The organism is Micromonospora sp. S4605, from assembly GCF_003176715.1.
Classification (GTDB): Bacteria; Actinomycetota; Actinomycetes; order Mycobacteriales; family Micromonosporaceae; genus Micromonospora; species Micromonospora echinaurantiaca.
Genome location: NZ_QGSW01000073.1, coordinates 1 through 18,059, shown reverse-complemented (window position 1 = coordinate 18,059; position 18,059 = coordinate 1). Strand labels below are relative to the sequence as shown.

At 74.4% G+C, this 18,059-nt stretch carries 17 protein-coding genes; 7 read left to right on the top strand and 10 right to left on the bottom strand.

Going from position 1 to position 18,059, the window contains the following annotated elements:
• Window positions 1–1,069: endo-1,4-beta-xylanase (locus tag DLJ47_RS04075; RefSeq protein WP_109898766.1), on the bottom strand; the 1,069-nt coding region annotated here is incomplete at its 3' end.
• Window positions 1,070–1,546: 477 nt separating this feature from the next.
• Here DLJ47_RS04075 and DLJ47_RS04070 point away from each other — a divergent pair.
• Window positions 1,547–2,020 carry a molybdenum cofactor biosysynthesis protein gene (locus tag DLJ47_RS04070; protein ID WP_109898765.1) on the top strand — a complete coding sequence of 158 codons (474 nt, stop codon included), beginning with the start codon at window positions 1,547–1,549 and terminating at the stop codon, window positions 2,018–2,020.
• Between the two features lie 87 nt (window positions 2,021–2,107).
• On the opposite strand, the gene DLJ47_RS04065 is transcribed toward DLJ47_RS04070, so the two are convergent.
• From DLJ47_RS04065 to DLJ47_RS04055, 4 genes are all read right to left on the bottom strand, one after another.
• Complete coding sequence (locus DLJ47_RS04065) at window positions 2,108–2,701, bottom strand: S4 domain-containing protein (protein WP_109898764.1); 594 nt, start codon at window positions 2,699–2,701, stop codon at window positions 2,108–2,110.
• Between the two features lie 58 nt (window positions 2,702–2,759).
• Complete coding sequence (locus tag DLJ47_RS35615; protein ID WP_158289773.1) at window positions 2,760–2,933, bottom strand: hypothetical protein; 174 nt, start codon at window positions 2,931–2,933, stop codon at window positions 2,760–2,762.
• A 22-nt stretch (window positions 2,934–2,955) separates the two neighbouring features.
• Window positions 2,956–4,608, bottom strand: a complete 1,653-nt coding sequence (locus DLJ47_RS04060) for an FAD-binding oxidoreductase (RefSeq protein ID WP_109898763.1) — start codon at window positions 4,606–4,608, stop codon at window positions 2,956–2,958.
• A 142-nt stretch (window positions 4,609–4,750) separates the two neighbouring features.
• A complete protein-coding gene (locus DLJ47_RS04055; RefSeq protein ID WP_109898762.1) occupies window positions 4,751–6,868 on the bottom strand; it encodes an MMPL family transporter in 2,118 nt (705 codons plus the stop codon).
• Between the two features lie 141 nt (window positions 6,869–7,009).
• Between DLJ47_RS04055 and DLJ47_RS04050 the strand changes: the two genes are divergently transcribed.
• Window positions 7,010–8,314, top strand: a complete 1,305-nt coding sequence (locus DLJ47_RS04050) for a sensor histidine kinase (RefSeq protein WP_233257644.1) — start codon at window positions 7,010–7,012, stop codon at window positions 8,312–8,314.
• Window positions 8,266–8,910, top strand: a complete 645-nt coding sequence (locus tag DLJ47_RS04045; protein ID WP_109898761.1) for a LuxR C-terminal-related transcriptional regulator — start codon at window positions 8,266–8,268, stop codon at window positions 8,908–8,910. The genes DLJ47_RS04050 and DLJ47_RS04045 overlap by 49 nt, the downstream gene beginning before the upstream one ends.
• A 47-nt stretch (window positions 8,911–8,957) precedes the next feature.
• Here DLJ47_RS04045 and DLJ47_RS04040 read toward each other — a convergent pair whose 3' ends face one another.
• A complete protein-coding gene (locus DLJ47_RS04040; protein WP_109898760.1) occupies window positions 8,958–9,485 on the bottom strand; it encodes a MarR family winged helix-turn-helix transcriptional regulator in 528 nt (175 codons plus the stop codon).
• Window positions 9,486–9,596: 111 nt separating this feature from the next.
• Between DLJ47_RS04040 and DLJ47_RS04035 the strand changes: the two genes are divergently transcribed.
• Window positions 9,597–11,876 carry an LLM class flavin-dependent oxidoreductase gene (locus tag DLJ47_RS04035; RefSeq protein ID WP_109898759.1) on the top strand — a complete coding sequence of 760 codons (2,280 nt, stop codon included), beginning with the start codon at window positions 9,597–9,599 and terminating at the stop codon, window positions 11,874–11,876.
• Between the two features lie 48 nt (window positions 11,877–11,924).
• Here the strand turns inward: DLJ47_RS04035 and DLJ47_RS04030 are convergent, their stop codons facing one another.
• Both DLJ47_RS04030 and DLJ47_RS04025 read right to left on the bottom strand, forming a co-directional pair.
• Window positions 11,925–13,505 carry an MDR family MFS transporter gene (locus DLJ47_RS04030; RefSeq protein ID WP_109898758.1) on the bottom strand — a complete coding sequence of 527 codons (1,581 nt, stop codon included), beginning with the start codon at window positions 13,503–13,505 and terminating at the stop codon, window positions 11,925–11,927.
• Between the two features lie 70 nt (window positions 13,506–13,575).
• Window positions 13,576–14,190, bottom strand: coding sequence for a TetR/AcrR family transcriptional regulator (locus DLJ47_RS04025; protein ID WP_109898757.1), 615 nt, complete (start codon window positions 14,188–14,190; stop codon window positions 13,576–13,578).
• A 169-nt stretch (window positions 14,191–14,359) separates the two neighbouring features.
• Between DLJ47_RS04025 and DLJ47_RS04020 the strand changes: the two genes are divergently transcribed.
• Both DLJ47_RS04020 and DLJ47_RS04015 read left to right on the top strand, forming a co-directional pair.
• Window positions 14,360–14,710 carry a hypothetical protein gene (locus tag DLJ47_RS04020; protein WP_446723529.1) on the top strand — a complete coding sequence of 117 codons (351 nt, stop codon included), beginning with the start codon at window positions 14,360–14,362 and terminating at the stop codon, window positions 14,708–14,710.
• 77 nt (window positions 14,711–14,787) lie between these two features.
• A complete protein-coding gene (locus tag DLJ47_RS04015; protein WP_109898755.1) occupies window positions 14,788–15,693 on the top strand; it encodes a siderophore-interacting protein in 906 nt (301 codons plus the stop codon).
• A 121-nt stretch (window positions 15,694–15,814) separates the two neighbouring features.
• Here the strand turns inward: DLJ47_RS04015 and DLJ47_RS04010 are convergent, their stop codons facing one another.
• Window positions 15,815–16,330 (bottom strand): 2'-5' RNA ligase family protein, encoded by a 516-nt coding sequence (locus DLJ47_RS04010; RefSeq protein WP_109898754.1) that lies wholly within the window; start codon window positions 16,328–16,330, stop codon window positions 15,815–15,817.
• A 79-nt stretch (window positions 16,331–16,409) separates the two neighbouring features.
• On the opposite strand from DLJ47_RS04010, the gene DLJ47_RS04005 reads away from it, so the two are divergent.
• The gene (locus DLJ47_RS04005; RefSeq protein ID WP_109898753.1) at window positions 16,410–16,919 is read left to right on the top strand and encodes a mycothiol transferase; all 510 of its coding nucleotides are present in this window, start codon (window positions 16,410–16,412) and stop codon (window positions 16,917–16,919) included.
• A 10-nt stretch (window positions 16,920–16,929) separates the two neighbouring features.
• Here DLJ47_RS04005 and DLJ47_RS04000 read toward each other — a convergent pair whose 3' ends face one another.
• Window positions 16,930–17,976 carry an NAD(P)-dependent alcohol dehydrogenase gene (locus tag DLJ47_RS04000; protein ID WP_109898752.1) on the bottom strand — a complete coding sequence of 349 codons (1,047 nt, stop codon included), beginning with the start codon at window positions 17,974–17,976 and terminating at the stop codon, window positions 16,930–16,932.
• Window positions 17,977–18,059 lie beyond the last annotated feature (83 nt).

Below are 18,059 nucleotides of genomic sequence, written 5' to 3'. Positions count from 1 at the left end.
GCCCGGTGGTCGGCGGGGTGGTCGGGGGAGTGGTGCCGCCGTTCAGGGCGGCGAGGACGGCGTCGTACGCCGGCTTCTTGGCGCCGCTGCTGGTGAACAGCAGCGGGTTCTGGTCGGCCCGCCAGGAGTCGCTGTCCCGGATGCCCCAGACGGTGATGCCGGTGCAGCGGGCGACGGCGAGGCAGTCGTTGACCACGTTGCGGTACGTGTCGGCCGGTGCGTTCTGGATGTCCAACTCGGTGATCTGCACGTCGACGCCGAGCGCGGCGAAGCTGGACAGCGTGGTGCGGTAGTTGCCCGGGTACGGCGAGCCGCTGTTGAAGTGCGACTGGAGGCCGACGCAGTCGATCGGCACGCCCCGCTGCTTGAAGTCGCGGACCATGTTGTAGACGGCCTGGGTCTTGGCGTGCGTCCAGTCGTCGGTGTTGTAGTCGTTGTAGCAGAGCTTCGCGCCCGGGTCCGCGGCCCGGGCGGCCCGGAACGCGGCCTCGATCCAGTCGTTGCCGGTGCGCTGCAGGTTGGAGTCGCGCCGGGCGCCGCTACCGCCGTCGGCGAACGCCTCGTTCACCACGTCCCACGCCACGACCTGGCCCCGGAAGTGGGTGGCCACCTGGGTGACGTGGTTGAGCATCGCCTGGCGCAGCGCGCTGCCGCTCATGTTCTGCATCCAGCCGGGCTGCTGGGAATGCCAGGCCAGGGTGTGGCCGCGCACGCTCATCCCGCGGCTGCGGGCGTGGCTGACGATCCGGTCCGCGTTGGTGAAGGTGAACTGCCCCTGTTGCGGCTCGGTGGCGTCGATCTTCATCTCGTTCTCGGGCGTCACCGAGTTGAACTCGCGGTTCAGGATCGTGGTGTACGCGCTGTCGCTGAGCTTGTTGGCGGCCACGGCGGCGCCGAAGTACCGGCCCCGCTCCGCCGCGGAGGCGCCCAGGGTGGTGCCGGCGCTGGCCGCGACGGGCAGCACCACGGCACCGGCCGCGGCGAGCAGACCCACGGCGGCGAGGGCGAGGGCCGCCCGCCGTCGCGCGGTCGATCTCGGACGGTTGTTCCGCTGGCAGCTGTCGATCATCTCTGCCCCTTCTGGTGGGGACCGGGCCGGTGGGGGTGCCGGCCCGGTGTGGTGGGGGTGTGCCGGGTCGCCGCCAGCCGCCGGTGGAACGCCGGTCTGGCATCGACCCGAATAGATGTGGAGTATTACAGCGGTCGATCGATGCAGCAACAATTTCCGGAAAGCTAACGACAGTTCAGTCCGGTCTTGATCGTTTACCGTGGGAGGAAACAGCAGGCCAGTGTTCATGTTCGACCACCCGACGGTGGTCACGTGTGGACATCGGGGCGACGACTGAGGCTGCGATGGAGCCCGGATATTCCGGGAATGTTCCGTAACATAGCTGCGTCGCGCGCCACACCGTGTCGTCAGTTCGCGGCCGGCCGTCGGACCTGTGGCGGGCTCGGCCAGGCGGCACCGGTGTCGCACGGCCGAACCCGTGCCGGCGATTCGCCCGGGACGGCCGGCCGCGAGCCCGACGCTCCGTAGAATCGCTGGGTGCCGCAGATCGTGCAGTTGCTGGCCTCGCCCGTGCACCGCTACCTGGGCCGGCCCGCCGACGGTCCGGCACCGGCCCCACCCGGCGAACTGGTCGACCAGATCCAGCTTCGGGCGGGCCTCGGCATCGTCGGCGACCGGTACTTCGGCAAGCCGGCACACCGCGAGGCGAGCGTCACGGTGATCGCGCAGGAGTCGTTGCCGCCCGGGGTCGACCTGGTGCAGGTGCGGCGCAACGTGCTCACCACCGGGATCGCCGTGGACGAACTGATCGGCTCGGTGCTCACCCTGGACTCCGGCGCGGGCCCGGTCCGGCTGCGAGTCAACCGCCCGGCCAACCCGTGCGCCTGGATGGAGGTCGCCATCGGCCCCGGCGCGTGGAAGGCACTGCGCCGCCGGGGCGGCATCCGTTGCACCCCACTGGACGACGGGACCCTGCGCGTCGGCCCGGTCGAGGTGACGATCAGCCGCTGACGCGCCGGCACCAACGCGGATTCGCCCGCGACCTTGGGGTGACCGGGGGCGCGGCCCGGCCAGTCACCCCGGCCGGCGCTCGTGGCCCTAGCCGGGTCGGACGGTGAGCGGGACGTCCCGCAGGTCCGGCACCTCCTGCCGGCGCGGCTCCCGGGTCAGCGTCGCGGTGAACTCCTCCGGCCGCACCACGAGGTAGGGCGGGGTCTCGGTGGTGGGGAAGCCGCCGCCGGCCACCCCGCTCGGGGTGGGGCACTGCTTCTCCGGCCGCACCTGGATGATCTGGCCCGGCCGGACCAGGTAGGACGGCTGGTTGACCTTGCCGCCGTCGAGGGTGAACGTGTTGTTCGTGACCAGGTGGCGGGCCTCGCTGACGCTGCGGGCGAAGCCGGCCCGGTGCACCAGCGCGTCCAGCCGCTGCTCCAACTGCCCGGCCAGGTTCTCCGCCGCGTCACCGGGCTGCCCGGCGGCCGTCACCAGGGCCCGGACCAACTGCCGCTCGCGCAGGTTGTACGCGGCCCGGAGCCGGTGCCGTTCGGCGTCGGGCAGCCGGTAGCCGCGTGGGGCGCGCCGCGGCCCACCCCGGCGCCCGATCGGGTGCCGCTGCCGGCGCAGCCGGTAACCCCACGCCGGCTTGAGCGGTACGTCATCGGTGGGCGCGACGTTGACCTTGGACCGCAGCATGCTGCCTCCCTCGACTGCCGTGGCCCCTCACCGTGCCCTTGACCGGGGTGAACCGTCCTCACCCGATCCGGGTGACCGGAGCCAGCATGACCACGCCAGCCACGATCACCAGGACGGCGAGCAGGCGGCGTCGCCGGGTCAGCCCGACGGCGCGGCTCGGGACGCGCGAGGGGGAGCGGGTGCTCCGGTGCGCCGCGCCGTACGCCGCCGCGCCCGAGGTGCGGATCCGCATCCGCAACGACGCCGCGGCCGCCCTACCGGCCGCCGGTGTGGACCCGCCGTCCGGTCGGGCGGTCGCCGCCCGGCGAGGCGTCGAGCAGGACGCCGGGGTTGAGCACCCAGGACGGGTCGAGCGCGGCCTTCGCGGCGCGCAGCGCGAGCCCGACCGGCTCCGGGCGCTGCCGGTCGTACCAGGGGCGGTGGTCGCGGCCGACCGCGTGGTGGTGGGTGATGGTGCCGCCGGCGGCGAGCAGCGCCTCGGAGACGGCGTGCTTGATCTCGTCCCACTGGGCGAGGGTCCCGCCCCAGCGACCGGTGGCGTAGACGCCGAAGTAGGGGGCCGGCCCGTCCGGGTAGACGTGGGTGAACCGGCAGGTGACCACGCCGGTCGCGCCGACCGCGCGCAGCGCCGCCCCGGCCGCGTCGAGCACCGCGGCGCGCAGCGCGGGGTAGCGGTCCCAGGTGCAGGCGGTTTCGAAGGTCTCCACGATCATCGACCGGGCGGCGAGGGCGTCGCGCTGGTACGGCATCCGCAGGAACGCCGAGCGCCAGGTGTCCACGGCGCCGCCGCGCGCGGCGGACGCCGGGCCGTACCGGGGCGGGTCGGGTAGCGCCCCGCCGTGGTCGCGGCACAGCTCGACGGCGCGGTCCAGCGCCGGCCCCACCGGATGGTCGGCGGACTCGAAGCCCAGCACCAGCACCCCGCCGGTGCTGGCCACGCCGGCGTTGAGCAGCGCCTCCGCCGGGTCGAGCAGTCGGCAGTTGCTCGGGTGCAGCCCGGACTGGGCGATCGCCCGGGTGGCGGCCACCGCGGCGTCGTGCTCGTCGAAGTGCACCGCCGCGTCCGCCCGCCAGCGCGGCCGGTCCTGCAGGCGCAGCCACGCCTCGGTGATGACGCCGAGCGCGCCCTCGGAGCCGAGGAAGAGTCGGTCCGGCGAGGGCCCCGCGCCGGAGGCGGGCAACCGGCGGGACTCGCTGGTGCCGGCCGGGGTGACCACCCGCAGCGACTCCACCAGGTCGTCGATGTGGGTGAGCACCGTCGCGTAGTGGCCGCCGGCCCGGGTGGCCAGCCAGCCGCCCAGCGTGGAGAACTCGAACGACTGTGGGAAGTGCCGCAGCGTGAGGTCGTGCCCGCGGAGCTGGTCGGCCAGCGCCGGGCCGAACACGCCGGCCTGGATCCGCGCCGCCCGGCTGGTCCGGTCGACCTCCAGCACCCGGTCGAGCCGGCCGAGGTCGAGACTGATCGCGCCGGGGTAGCCGTCGGCCACCCGTGGCTCCACTCCGCCGACGACCGACGAACCGCCGCCGTACGGGATCACCGCGATGCCGGCCCCGGCGCACCAGTCCAGCACGTCGACGACGTCCTGTTCGGACGCCGGCCGGACGACCAGGTCCGGCGGGTGCCGGACGTCGCCGTGCAGGTTCCGGACGACGTCCCGGAACGCCTTGCCGTGCGCGTGCGCGGCCCGGTCGGTGTCCTCGGCGGAGCAAAGCTGGGCCAGCGTCGGCGGCGGGGCGACCCGCGGCGGCCGCAGGCCCAGCTCGGCCACCGGCGGCGGGACGTGCGCGGTCAGCTCGGCGTCGGGCAGCAGGGCCCGCACGCGGTCGGTCAGCGCCGCGGCCTCCGCGCCGGTCACCGCGTCCTCGACGTGACCCCAGCCCCACCACGAACGGTGCTTCCCGGCCATCCGGCCTCCCCGCCGTCATCCAGCCCGACCCGCCGTAACGTACTCGACCGGTGGCGGTGCCGGGTGTCCCCGTGGTCGGGTGGCCGCTGAGCGAGGGGGTGGCCACCGTCCGGTGACCACCCCCTCGCGTACCCCCCCCGGGTCAGGAGTTGGCCGGGACCGGTTCGGCCGGGCGGCGCCGGCCGGCCGGGGACGCCGGGCGGGCCAGCGCGCTCGGCCACCAGGTGCGCCGGCCGACCTCCAGGGCGAGCGCCGGGACGAGGAGGCTGCGCACCAGGAACGTGTCGAGCAGCACCCCGACGCCCACGATCACGGCGGACTGCACCGACGGCACCAGCGGCAGCACGCTGAGCGCGCCGAAGGTGGCCGCCAGCACCACACCCGCGCTGGTGATCACCCCGCCGGTCACGGTCAGCGCGTGCAGCACGCCCTGCCGATGGCCGAGCAGCGCCGCCTCCTCCCGCGCCCGGGTGGTGAGGAAGATGGTGTAGTCCACGCCGAGGGCGACCAGGAACAGGAAGGTCTGCAACGGGATCCCGACGAACAGCTTGGCGTGTCCCATCGCGTCCAGGATCAGCCCGGCCGCCCCCAGCGCCGCCAGGTACGACAGCACCACGCTGGCCAGCAGCAGCAACGGCGCGACCAGCGCCCGCAGCAGCACGGTCAGGATGACGAACACCACCGCCAGGACCAGCGGGATCACCCGCCGGTTGTCCCGGTCGACCGTGCGCTCCTCGTCCAGCAGGTAGGCGCTGTCCCCACCGACCAGCGCCTGGGCGCCGGGCACCGCGTGCACCGCGGTCCGCAGCCGGTCCACGGTGTCCAGGGCGGCGTCGCTGTCCGGGGTGTCGGCCAGCACCGCGCCGATCCGCACCCACCGGCCGTCCGGCGAGCGTTCCGGCTCGCCCACCTCGGCCACCCCGGGCACGGCCCGGGCGGCGGCGACCACCTGGTCGGCGCGGTCCGCGGTGGCCAGGATGTCGGCCGGGGCGACCGTGCCGCTCGGGTAGTGCGCCGCGATCATCCGCTGGCCGGTGATCGAGCCGACCTCCCGGGTGAACGTCTCGTCGCCGGGCAGGCCGACGCTGAGATTGCCGATGCCGAAGCTGAGCGCGACCAGCGCCGCGGCGGTGCCGATCCACACCGTCCGGGGGCGGCGGCCGACCAGCCCGGCGACCCCCCGCCACACCCGATGGTCGGCGGCCACGTCCGCCCCGGCCACGTCCGGTGCGTAGCGCGGCACGAACGGCCAGAACAGCCACCGGCCGAACAGCACCAGCACGGCCGGCAGCAGGGTGGTCATGGCGAGCAGGGCGGCGACGATGCCGACCGCGCCGACCGGGCCGAGCCCCCTGGTCGACGGCAGTTGCGCGGCCAGCAGGCAGAGCAGGCCGATCGCCACGGTCGCCGCGGAGGCCCCGATCGCACCGAGCGAGCGGCGCAGGGCCACCGCCATCGCGGCGTGCCGGTCGGCGTGCCGGCGCAGCTCCTCCCGGTAGCGGGCGATGAGCAGCAGCGCGTAGTCCACGCCGACGCCGAACACCAGCACCGTGAGGATGCTCTGGCTCTGGAAGTCGACCGCCAGCCCGGCGTACCGGGCCAGCAGGTAGACGACCGCGCTGGCGAGCTGGTTGGCGAACGCCGCGGTGAGCAGCGGGATCAGCCAGAGCACCGGGCTGCGGTAGGTGACCAGCAGCAGCAGGGCGACGGTGGCCGCGGTGGCCAGCAGCAACGCGGTGTCCATCCCACCGAACGCGTCGAACACGTCGTTCTCGGCCGCGGCCGGACCGGTCAGCGCGGTACGCAGGCCGGTGGGGGCGCCGGCGGTCAGCCGGTCCTTCAGCTCGGTGACCGCCGTGCCGCGCCGCTCGTCGTCCCCGGCGACCGGGAAGGACAGCAGCAGCGCCCGGCCGTCCTCGCTCGGCACCGCCGCGGGCATCTGCCCGCCGTCGGCGTACGGCGTGAAGGCGGCACGGTCGGCGTCGACCTTCGCCCGGTCGGCGTCGGTGAGACCGCCGTCCCGGACGTAGACCGCGATCGCCAGCGGGGCCCGCGAGTCGGGGAACGCCGCCTCCGCCCGCTGCGCCGCCCGGCTGTGTTCGGCGCCGGCGGGCAGCGCGCCGAGGGTGTCGTTCTCCTGCACCTCGGTCAGCTTCAGCGCCAGCGGCCCGGCCGCCGCGATGACGATGAGCCAGAAGACGAGCAGGGCGTACTTGGATCGTCGACCGGACGGCAGGCCGGCCAGACGGTGCCGGAACATGGTGGGTTCCCTCCGCGGGTTGGGTGTTCTCACGCCGTCGATCCTTCGGCCCGGAACCGGCCAGGGCAGGGGTGGCACGTCCCGAACCCTGGTGGTGCTGGCACCACCGATCCGGCGGCCGGCGTGGCCCAGAATGGGGCCGTGGACAGCTCCGTACGTCTGTTCGTCCGACGGTGGCTCCGGCCGGGCGCGATCGCCGCCGTGCAGGGCCTGGCGCTGGCCCTGCTCTGCCTGACCACCAACGTCGCGCTGTTCGCGCTCTCGGTGGTGTCGCTCGCGTTGATCCCGGTCTTCGGCATCGGGTTCGCGCTGTTCCCGGTGGTGACCGCGCTGGTCCGGCTCTGCCTGGGGGCGCAGCGCCGGCTCGCCCGCTGGGGTGGGGTGCCGATGGCCACCCCGTACCGGCCGATGCCCGCCGACGCCCAGATCGGCACCTGGCGGCGGTTCCGGTGGGTGGTCGGGGACCCGGCCACCTGGCGGGACTTCGCCTGGCTGGTGCCGGGCACGGTGACCGGCGCGGCCTGCCTGCTGGCGTTCGTGCTGCCGGGGTACGGGCTGGAGGGCGTGCTGCTGGTGCCGCTGGTGCTCTACCTGACCATCGACTGGTACGGCTACGGCGTGTTCTGGCCGATGGACAACATCGTCCAGGCCTGGGCGTCCGTACCGCAGGGATGGTTCTTCCTGCTCGGCGGGCTGGCGGTGGCCCCCTGGCTGGTCTGGCTGCACCTGCGCTTCGCCGCCCTCTTCCTCGCCCCGACGAAGGCGCAGGAGCTGGCGCTGCGGGTGCGGCAGCTGACCGTCACCCGGGCCGACACGGTCGACACCCAGGCGGCCGAGCTGCGCCGGATCGAGCGTGACCTGCACGACGGCGCGCAGGCCCGGTTGGTGGCGCTGAGGATGAGCATCGGGCTGGCCGGGAAGCTGATGGCGGACGACCCGGCGGCGGCCCAGCGGCTGCTGGCCGAGGCCCAGGAGGCCAGCGGGCAGGCCCTGGTCGAGCTGCGCGACCTGGTCCGCGGCATCTACCCGCCGGTGCTCGCCGAACGGGGCCTCGGCGGCGCGGTCGAGGCGCTCGCGCTGGCGGTGCCGCTGCCCGTGACGGTGGAGGTGCGGCTGGCGGGCAGCCCGCCGGCGGCGGTCGAGTCGGCGGCGTACTTCGCGGTGGCGGAGGCGCTGGCCAACGTCACCAAGCACAGTGGCGCGGCGCGCGCCTGGATCCGGATGACGCACCGGGACGGCCGGCTGGTCATGGTGGTCGGCGACGACGGCCGGGGCGGGGCGCAGCCGGACGCGGGGACCGGCCTGGCGGGTGTGCGGCGCCGTCTGGCAGCCTTCGATGGAACGATGACGGTGACCAGTCCGCCCGGCGGACCGACCGTCGTGACCATGGAGCTGCCGTGCGAGTTGTCATCGCCGAGGATCTCGCCCTCCTCCGGGACGGGCTGACCCGCATCCTCGACGCCTTCGGCTTCCAGGTGGTCGAGGCGGTCGCGGACGGGCCGTCCGTGCTGCCGGCGTTGACCCGGCACCGCCCCGACGTCGCGGTGGTCGACGTACGCCTGCCGCCGACCTTCACCGACGAGGGCCTGCAGGCCGCGTTGCAGGCCCGCACCCGGCTGCCCGGCCTGCCGATCCTGGTGCTGTCCCAGCACGTCGAGCAGCTGTACGCCCGGGAGCTGCTCTCCGACCGCGGTGGAGGAGTGGGCTACCTGCTCAAGGACCGGGTGTCCAATGTGGACCAGTTCATCGACGCGGTGCGCCGGGTGGCGGCCGGCGGCATGGTGATGGACCCGGACGTGGTGTCCCAGCTGCTGGCCCGCAACACCGGCGGGCAGCGGCTGGCCGAGCTGACCGCCCGCGAGCGCGAGGTGCTGGGCCTGATGGCGGAGGGCCGGTCGAACGCGGCGATCGCCGGCCGGCTGTTCGTCACCGAGAAGGCGATCAGCAAGCACATCAACAACATCTTCAGCAAGCTCGGCATGCCGCCGTCGGACGACGACAACCGGCGGGTGCTGGCCGTGCTGGCGTACCTGAACGGCTGAGCCTGCTCCGGGCTGGCGCGGCGGCCGGGTCAGGCCGGCGAGCCGGGTCAGGCCGGCGAGCCGGTGCCGCCGCGCATCGCGTCCGCGGTGACCGCGCAGCGGTCGGGGTCGTGCGCGACGCCGTCGGCGGCCTGCCGCAGCAGCCGGTGCAGCAGCGCGCGCTCCGCCTCGGGCAGCGCGCCCAGCAGTTCCTCCTCCACCTGGCGCACCCGCGCGTCCAGTTCGTCGAGCCGGCGGCGCCCGTGCCCGGTGGGGACGATCCGGCGGGCACGCCGGTCGGTCGGGTCCTGCTGGCGCTCGACCAGGCCGGATTCGACGCAGCGGTCGATCAGGTAGGTCATCACGCTGCGGTCGATGCCCAGCCGGGTGGCCAGCGAGGCCTGGCTGGGCGGCTCGTCCCGGACCACGGCCGAGAGCACCTGGTAGCCCCGGGTGCCGGACGGCAGGTCGCCGACCGCCGCGGCCACCCGGGCGCTCCACTCCCGCAGCAGCACGGTGAGCGCCCAGCCGAACTCGCCGACGAACTCCGGTTCGGGGTTGGCGCGGGCCGGGGTGGGGACGCCAGCGGTGGTCATGCCGACGATGCTACCAGCAGTGATTGAATCGACACATCATCTGTTCGACACATGGGTTAGCCGGTGTATCGTTTGTCGCGCAAACAATCTGCCGGTACAACGGAGCGGACCATGACCGACTACGGGCACGAGCTGACCTTCGGCACGTTCATCACGCCCCAGAACGAGAACCCCCAGGTACCGGTCCAGCTCGCCCAGCTCACCGAGGCGGCCGGGCTGGACCTCGCCACCTTCCAGGACCACCCCTACCAGCCGGCCTTCCTCGACACCTGGACCCTGCTGACCTGGGTCGCGGCGGCCACCGAGCGGATCTCGGTCTCCGGCAACGTGCTCAACCTGGCGCTGCGCCCGCCAGCGGTGCTGGCCCGCTCGGCCGCCAGCCTGGACCGGCTCTCCGCCGGCCGGTTCACCCTCGGCCTCGGTGCGGGCGCCTTCTGGGAAGCGATCGAGGCGATGGGCGGCCGGCGGCTCACCCCGGGCCAGGGCGTCCAGGCGCTGGCCGAGGGGATCGAGATCATCAGGGGGATCTGGGACACCGCCGACCCGACCGCGCTCACCGTGGACGGCACCTACCACCGGGTCGCCGGCGTCAAGCGCGGCCCGGCGCCGGCCCACGACATCCCGATCTGGCTGGGCGCGCTCAAGCCGCGGATGCTGCGGCTGACCGGCCGGGTCGCGGACGGCTGGGCGGTCACCCTCCAGTACGTCGGCGACGACGGCCTGGTCGAGGGGAACGCGACCATCGACGAGGCGGCCACCCGGGCCGGCCGCCATCCCGCCGAGATCCGCCGGGTGCTCAACATCGGCGGCGCCTTCACCCCGCAGGGCCGGGGTTTCCTGCAGGGGCCGCCGAACCAGTGGGTCGAGCAGCTCGCCCCGTACGCCCTGGAGCGGGGCATCGGTACCTTCATCCTGATCGGCGACGACCCGCGCGCCATCCAGACCTTCGGCCAGGAGGTCGCCCCGGCGCTGCGGGAACTCGTCGCCGCGGAGCGGGCGTCGGCCGGCACCGCGCCGGTGGCCCGCCGGCGGGGCAGCGCCGCGCTGGCGGCCCGCCGAGCCGGCATCGCCTACGACGACGTGCCGGCCGCGCTGGTCGCCCGGGCGGTGGAGCCGGGCGACCGGGAGTACCCGTCGGTGCGCTCCGGCTACCTGCGCGCCGGCCGGCCCGGCCTGGTACTGCGCCCGCGCAGCGCCGAGGAGGTCGCCGAGGCGCTCGCGTACGCCCGCAAGCAGGAGGTGCCGATGGCCGTCCGCTCCGGCGGCCACGGCATCAGCGGGCGCTCCACCAACGACGGCGGCATCGTGGTCGATCTGGGTGCCCTCGACCGCATCGAGTTGCTCGACGAGCGCACCGGGCTGGTCCGGTTGGGCGTCGGCGCCCGCTGGGGGCAGGTCGCCGAGCAGCTCGTCCCGCACGGCCTGGCGATCAGCTCCGGCGACTACGGCGGCGTCGGCGTGGGTGGGCTGGCCACCACCGGCGGCATCGGCTTCATGGGCCGGCTGCACGGGCTGACCATCGACCACGTCCGGGCCGCCGAGGTGGTCCTCGCCGACGGCCGGATCGTCCGCGCCGACGCCGAGCACCACCCCGACCTGTTCTGGGCGGTGCGCGGCGCCGGCGCCAACGTCGGCGCGGTCACCGCACTGGAACTGGCCGCCGACCGGGTGGGCGACATCGTCCACTCCGTCATGCTGCTCGACGCCTCGGACACCGCCGGGGTGCTGGCGCGCTGGGGCCAGGTGGTGGAGACCTCGCCGCGCGAGCTGACCAGCTTCATCATCCTGTCCCCGAACCGGGGCGCGCCGTCCGTGGTGGCGCGGGTGATGACCGTCTACGCCAGCGACGACACCGACGCCGCGGTCGCCGCGCTGCAACGGCTCGCCGACATCGCCCCGGTGCTCGACCACGAGGCCCGGCTGACGCCCTACTCGGGCGTCGTCTTCCCCACCCAGCCGCACCACGCCTCCGGCGGGCTGGGCCCGATCACCCGTTCGGGGCTGTTCACCCACCTCACCCCGGAGGTGTCCGGCGGGCTCGCTCGGCTGGTCACCGAAGGCGTCTCGTACTTCCTGCAACTGCGCGCGGTGGGCGGTGCGGTCAACGACGTGCCGGCCGGCGACACCGCGTACCCGCACCGGCACCAGAACTTCTCCGCGGTGGCCTTCGGCGGCGGGGTGCGGCGGGCCGCCCTGGACGTGCCGTGGGACGACTGGGTGTACCCGCACGCCGAGGGTCTCTACCTGAGCTTCGAGACCGACCCGCGCCCCGAGCGGCTGCGCGACGCCTTCCCGGAGCCCACGCTCAGCCGGCTGCGGCAGGTCAAGCGGGTCTACGACCCGGACGCGGTGTTCAACACCAACTTCCCGGTCCCGCCAGCCACGGACTGACGCGGCGGCGGGGTGGGCCGACTGCCCACCCCGCCGCCGGCGTACGGGTCAGTGCCCGGCCGCCTGCGCGGCGGCCTCCTCCTGCGCCCGCCGCTCGTCGCCGCTGAGCGTGTGCAGCGGCTTCTCCTTGATGAACAGCACCACGATCAGGGCGAGCACCGCGAACGGCGCGCCGACCAGGAACAGGTCGGCGGTGGCGACGCCGTAGACCTCCTGCACGATGCGCAGCACCGGCTCGGGCAGCGCGGACAGGTCGGGCACCTCGGCGGAGCCGCTGCCGCCGGTCGCGGCCGGCCCGAGCTTCTCGGTCATCAGCGAGGTGACCCGGTTGGCCAGCAGGGCGCCCAGCGCGCTGACCCCGATCGCACCACCCATGCTGCGGAAGAAGGTGAGCACGGAGGTGGCCGCACCGAGTTCGTGCGCCGGCACGTCGTTCTGCGCGGCGAGCACCAGGTTCTGCATGAGCATGCCGACGCCGACGCCGAGCACGGCCATGTAGACCGAGAGCACGAGCACGCTGGTGCCGGCGTCGATGGTGCCCAGCAGCAGCATCCCGACGGTCATCACCGCCGCCCCGGCCACCAGGTACGCCTTCCACCGGCCGTACTTGGTGATGAGCTGGCCGGCCACCGTCGACGAGACCAGCAGACCGAAGATCATCGGCAGGCTCATCAGGCCCGCCACGGTCGGCGACTTGCCCAGCGAGATCTGGAAGTACTGGGAGAGGAAGACGGTGCCGCCGAACATCGCGACGCCGACCAGCACGCTGGCGATGGTGGCCAGCGAGACGGTCCGGTTGCGGAAGATGTCCAGCGGGACGATCGGGTCGGTCGCCCGCGCCTCGACCCGTACCGCCAGCGCCAGCAGCAGGATCCCGCCGACCACCATCAGCGCGGTCCAGCCCGAGGCCCAGGCGAACGTGTTCCCGGCCAGCGACGACCAGATCAGCAGCGTGCTGACGCCCGCGGTGATCAGTACGGCGCCGAGCCAGTCGATGGTGACCTGCCGCCGGACGACCGGCAGGTGCAGGGTGCGCTGCAGCAGCACGATGGAGAGCAGGGTGAACGGGACGCCGATCAGGAAGCACCACCGCCAACCCAGCCACGAGGTGTCCACCAGCACGCCGCCGATCAGCGGCCCGGCGATGGTGCCCACGCCGAAGACCGCGCCGAAGATGCCGGCGTAGCGGCCGAGTTCGCGCGGCGGGATCATCGCCGCCATGACGATGGTGGCCAGCGCGGTCATGCCGCCCGCGCCGATGCCCTGCACCACCCGGCTGGCCAGCAGCACCTCGACGTTCGGGGTGAAGCCAGCGATCAACGAACCCACCACGAACAGCCCCAGCGACAGCTGGATCAGCAGCTTCTTGCTGTACAGGTCGGCCATCTTGCCCCACAGCGGCACGGTCGCCGTCATGGCGAGCAGCTCACTGGTGACGATCCAGGTGTAGATGGTCTGACTGCCGTTGAGATCGGCGATGATCCGCGGCAGCGCGTTCGCCACCACGGTGGAGGCGAGGATCGACACGAACATGCCGACCATCAGGCCGGAGAGGGCTTGGAGGACCTCCCGGCGCGACATTCGCGCGCCGGCCTCGGCGGGCCCGGCGGGTGGGGCGGTAGCGGTCATTGACGCTCCCTCGTGGGGTGTTCCGGACAGGCTGACCCGGGCGCGGCGGCGCCCGGGGTGCGGGTGGGGCTCAGGGCCGGGGATCCGGCAGGCCGGCGGCGACCGCGGCGAACGCCTCGTCGACCAGGTCCCGCAGCGGCCGGGTGTCGGCCTCGGCGGCCCAGCGCAGCAGGGCGATCCGGAACGCGGCGCCGCCCACTGCGGCGACCAGTGCCGGGTGGCCGTGGTCGGGCGGCACACCGAGGCGGCTGGCGAGGGCCTCGACGATCGCTCGCTCGACCTCGGCGTTGCCGGCGATCAGCCGGGTCAGCAGCGCCGGGTTGCGGTCGATGACCGCCAGCCGCAGCCGCCACAGCTCCCGGTCGGCCTGCATCATCTCGGCCGTCCCGGCCAGGGCCAGCCGGATCGCCTCCAGCGCCGGCACCCCGGGCGGGGCCGCGGCCAGCCGCGCCAGCAGCGGTTCCCGGTCGGCCGCCGGGTCGCCGATGAGCGCCTCGTCCTTGGACGAGAAGTAGTTGAAGAAGGTGCGCGCCGAGACGTCGGCCGCCTCGCTGATCTGCTCGACGGTGACGTTCTCCAGCCCGTGCTCGGCGACCAGCCGCAGCGCGGCGGTGGTCAGGGCGTCCCGGGTGAGCCGCTTCTTGCGGTCCCGGCGCCCCGGCGCGGTCTGCTCGGCAACGGTCACGCGGGGACGCTACGAGAAAACTTGCACGCTCTGCAAGTTTTATCGAGTGAAGTGATGTTGGCGACTCCGGTGGTGCCCGCCGCCGGCCGGGCCGCCGCCGCACCACCGCCGGGGGTGGCAGGTGAGCACTCCGGCCCCGTCCCCCACCGCCCCGCAGTGGCTCCAGGTCCTGCTGTCCGTCCTCGGGGTGCTCGGCGGCGCCGGTGGCCTCGCCGTCATCGCCACCGTCGTGGTGCAGCGCGGGAAGTTCAAGGCGGACGCCGCCGACACCCTCACCGACGCGGCCCTCACCCTGGTGCAGCCGTTGCGTACCCGGGTGACCGAGCTGGAGGAGGAGGCGCTGGTCGCCCGGTCGCAGCTGGCGAACTCGCGCGAGCAGGTGCAGCAGCTGCGGGCGACGGTCTGGGATCTCCGCGACCGCCTGGACCGGTGGCGGGCGGCGATCCTCGCACCGGACGCCACGTTGCGCAAGATCCGTGCGTTGGTGGCCGAGAGCGACCGGCGGCCGGAGCGTCCGTAGCCGGCCCGGTCACCGATCGGGTGCCGGGGCGGGGGCCGCCGATCACCTCGATATTCGGTTAGCCTAGCCTAACCACCATGACCCAGGCCCTGCCCGTCGCGCCGTGGCGCGTCTTCACCGTCGAGGTCCGCGCGGTACGCCGGATCAGCCCGTCGTTCCTCCGGGTCACCTTCACCGGCCCGGACCTCGACCGCTTCGCCGACAACGGCTACGACCAGCGGATCAAACTGGCGTTCCCGCTGGCCGGGGAGAACGGCGTGCGGCTGCCCGGCGGCGAGGACTGGTACGCGCAGTGGCGGGCGCTGCCGGAGGAGCGGCGCAACCCGATCCGCACCTACACCGTCCGGGCCGTTCGCCCGCTGCTCAGCGAGGTGGACGTCGACCTGGTGCTGCACGGTGACGGCGGGCCGGCCACCCGGTGGGCCCGCCGGGCCCGCCCCGGCGACGAGATCGCCATCCTCGGCCCGGACGCCGGTTACCCGGGTGACCACGGCGGGGTGGAGTTCCGCCCGCCGTCGACCAGCCACCTGCTGCTGGCCGGCGACGAGACCGCCGCCCCGGCGATCTGCGCCATCCTGGAACGGCTGCCGCTCGACACCCGGGGGCGGGCGCTGCTGGAGGTGCCCGAGCCGGCCGACGCGCTGCCGGTCGTCGCACCGCCCGGGGTCGAGGTCGAGTGGCTGCCCCGGGGCCACGGCGCGCACGGCAGCCGGCTCGTCCCGGCCGTCGCGGCGGCGGCGGGCGCCCTGCTCGACGACACCGGCACCGGTGCCGACCAGGTGATCGCCGACGTGGACGTCGACCGGGACATCCTCTGGGAGGTGCCCACCCCGGCCGCCCCGGTGCCGCTCTACGCCTGGCTGGCCGGCGAGGCGGCGGTCATCCGTACCCTGCGCCGGCACCTGGTCGGCGAGCGGGGGCTCGACCGGCGCGCGGTGGCGTTCATGGGGTACTGGCGGCTCGGCCGGGCCGACACCGCCTGAGGTGCCGACCGCCCCGGACGGTGGCCGCTCCGGGTTCCGGTTCCCAGGGCCCGGCGGCGGAGGCCGCCCCGCGGAACGGTCCGCTGGGACGGCGCGGCCGGAGCGCCCGACCGTGAGCGACTCAGGGCAGCGGGCGGGAGATGCCGCGGGCGTGGTCGGTGAGGGCCGCGCCGACCACCGTGGCCTCCAGCGGCAGCACCTCCAGGCACCGCCGGACGGCCGCGGCCATCAGCACGTTCGGCACCCGCATGGAGAGCGTGCAGTGCGGCACCCAGCGGCCCGGCCGGTAGTGCTCGACCAGCGTGATCCCGGCCGCGGTGAGCCGGTCGTGCACCCGCCGGTGGTGGTCCAGCAGTTCGGCGGTGGGGGTCGGCCCGAGCCAGAGCACCCGGCCGACGAACTGACCGGCGTGCTGGAAGGACAGCCGCAGCGGCGCGGCCACCACCGTCCCGGCCAGCGCGGCGGCCACCCGTTCCGGGTCGAAGCGCGGCGCCACCGCGAGCGAGACGTGCGGCCGGTGGCGCTGCTCCAGCAGGGAGCGCATGCTCTGCACGCCCTCGGACTCCAGCGCCTCCCAGAGCACCCGGATCCGCCGGGTGGCGTCGGTGTCCAGATAGAGCTCCAGCGCCGCGACCACGCGATCACCTTAGGCGGCGGGGTTTGCCGGTGGCCCCCCGGCGGTACCCGGAGAGGTCCGCACAACCAGGAGGCGCCGGATGGACGTGAACGACCTGCTGACCGAGACGTACGACCGGCTGCCCGCACTCGTCCGCGCGGCGGTCGACGGCCTCACCCCGGAACAGCTGCGGCACGCGCCCGGTCCGGACGCGAACCCGGTCGGCTGGCTGGTCTGGCACCTGACCCGGCTCCAGGACCACCACGTGTCCGACGCGTTCGGCGTGGAGCAGCTCTGGGTCACCGGCGACTGGGCGGAGCGCTTCGGGCTCAGCCCGGATCCCGACGACACGGGCTACGCGCACACCCCGGAACAGGTCGCCGCGGTGCGTCCGGAGAGCGCGGAGGCGCTGGTGGACTACCACGAGGCGGTGGCGGCGCGCACCCGCACGTTCCTGGCCGGACTACGTCCGCACGACCTGGACCGGGTGGTCGACGAGTCCTGGGACCCGCCGGTGACCCTCGGCGTCCGGCTGGTCAGCGTGGTCGAGGACGACCTGCAGCACGTCGGCCAGGCCGCCTACGTGCGCGGGCTGATCGAGCGGGGCTGACGGCCGTACCTCAGGGCACGATGACCGCTCGCCCGTCCAGCGTGCCGTCCCGCATCTGCCGGTACGCGGTGACCGCCTCCTCCAGCGGGTAGGTCGTCTCCTTCGGCCGCACCAGGCCCCGCGCGCCCAGGTCGAGCACCTCCACCAGCTCCGGCCGGCTGCCCCAGTAGGTGGTCTGGATGCTCAGCTCGTACGGCACGCTGAAGAAGCCGACCGGCAGGGTGCCGCCGCCGATCCCGACGATGGTGAGGTCGCCGACGGTCCGCGCGGCGGCCACGCCCAGCGCCAGAGTGGCATCGGCGCCGACGAAGTCGAGGATCACGTCCGCACCCCGGCCGCCGGTGAACCGCCGGATCTCGTCGGCGGTTCCCGCGCCGGAGGGCAGGGCCAGGTCGGCGCCGCACTCCTCGGCCAGCCGCAGGGCCGCGTCCCGGGTGTCGACGGCCACCACCCGGGCGGCGGTGGTCGCCTTGAGGATCTGGATGCCGACGTGCCCGAGTCCGCCCACGCCGATCACCAGGGCGGTGTCGCCCGGCGCGAGCTTCGGCCAGGACCGCCGGATCGCGTGGTACGGGGTGAGGCCGGCGTCGGTCAGCGGGGCCGCCCGCACCGGGTCCAGCCCCTCGGGCAGCGGCACGAGGTGCCGGGCGTCCGGCACCAACTGGTAGTCGGCCATCCCGCCGTCCGCGCCGAGCCCGCCACCGCCACCGGGCGCCGGCGCCGCGGCGGTGTTCTCGCAGTACGTGTCGACGCCGACCCGGCAGCGGGCGCAGGTGCCGCAGCCCCACGGCCCGTAGACGGCCACCGGCTGGCCGACCTCCAGCCCGGTCACCCCGGCGCCGAGGGCGTGCACCCAGCCGGCGTTCTCGTGGCCGAGGGTGAACGGCGGGTTCCAGGGCACCACGCCGGCCTCGAAATCGTGCATCAGGTGCAGGTCGGAGTGGCAGGCGCCGGCCCCGCCGATCTTGACGACCACCTGGCCCGGGCCGGGGGTGGGTTCGTCGACCTCGACCAGTTCCGGTTCCGATTTCCAGCCCGGCAACCGCAGCGCGCGCATGATCTGACTCCCGTCCGTCCGTTCCGACCTCCACCGGCGGGTCTGCCCACTGGGCGGCGGCGCAAACAGGGGCCGGCGGTGGG